The following is a 259-nucleotide window of genomic DNA, read 5'->3' as shown; positions in this document are numbered from 1 at the left end:
CGACTTCGAGCTGGCCCGGGATCCGGCCGCGCGCACCGCACGGCTGCCCGCCGTGGCTTTCGAAGCCGCTCGCGCGGCGCTCGACGCAGGGGCACCGGTGCTGGTGCAGGTTCCCCGGCGCGGCTACGTCCCGGCTCTGGCATGCGGTCACTGCCGCACGCCGGCGCGCTGCCGCCGATGCGCGGGGCCGCTGAGCCTGCCCGCCGGGTCCTCGGACGAGGCCCGCCCGCCGTCGTGCCGCTGGTGCGGGGCGCCGGAG

At 79.5% G+C, this 259-nt stretch carries 1 pseudogene; it reads left to right on the top strand.

Features of this window, described 5'->3' with window-relative positions:
* A pseudogene (locus ACKX14_RS16125) lies at positions 1-259 on the top strand (primosome assembly protein PriA); the annotation flags it as partial.

Source organism: Thermorhabdus hydrogeniformans (assembly GCF_049310025.1).
GTDB lineage: Bacteria > Bacillota > Thermosediminibacteria > Thermosediminibacterales > Tepidanaerobacteraceae > JBJYKD01.
Note: the sequence above shows the minus strand (reverse complement) of the source record. Positions and strands in the feature narration are given on the sequence as shown.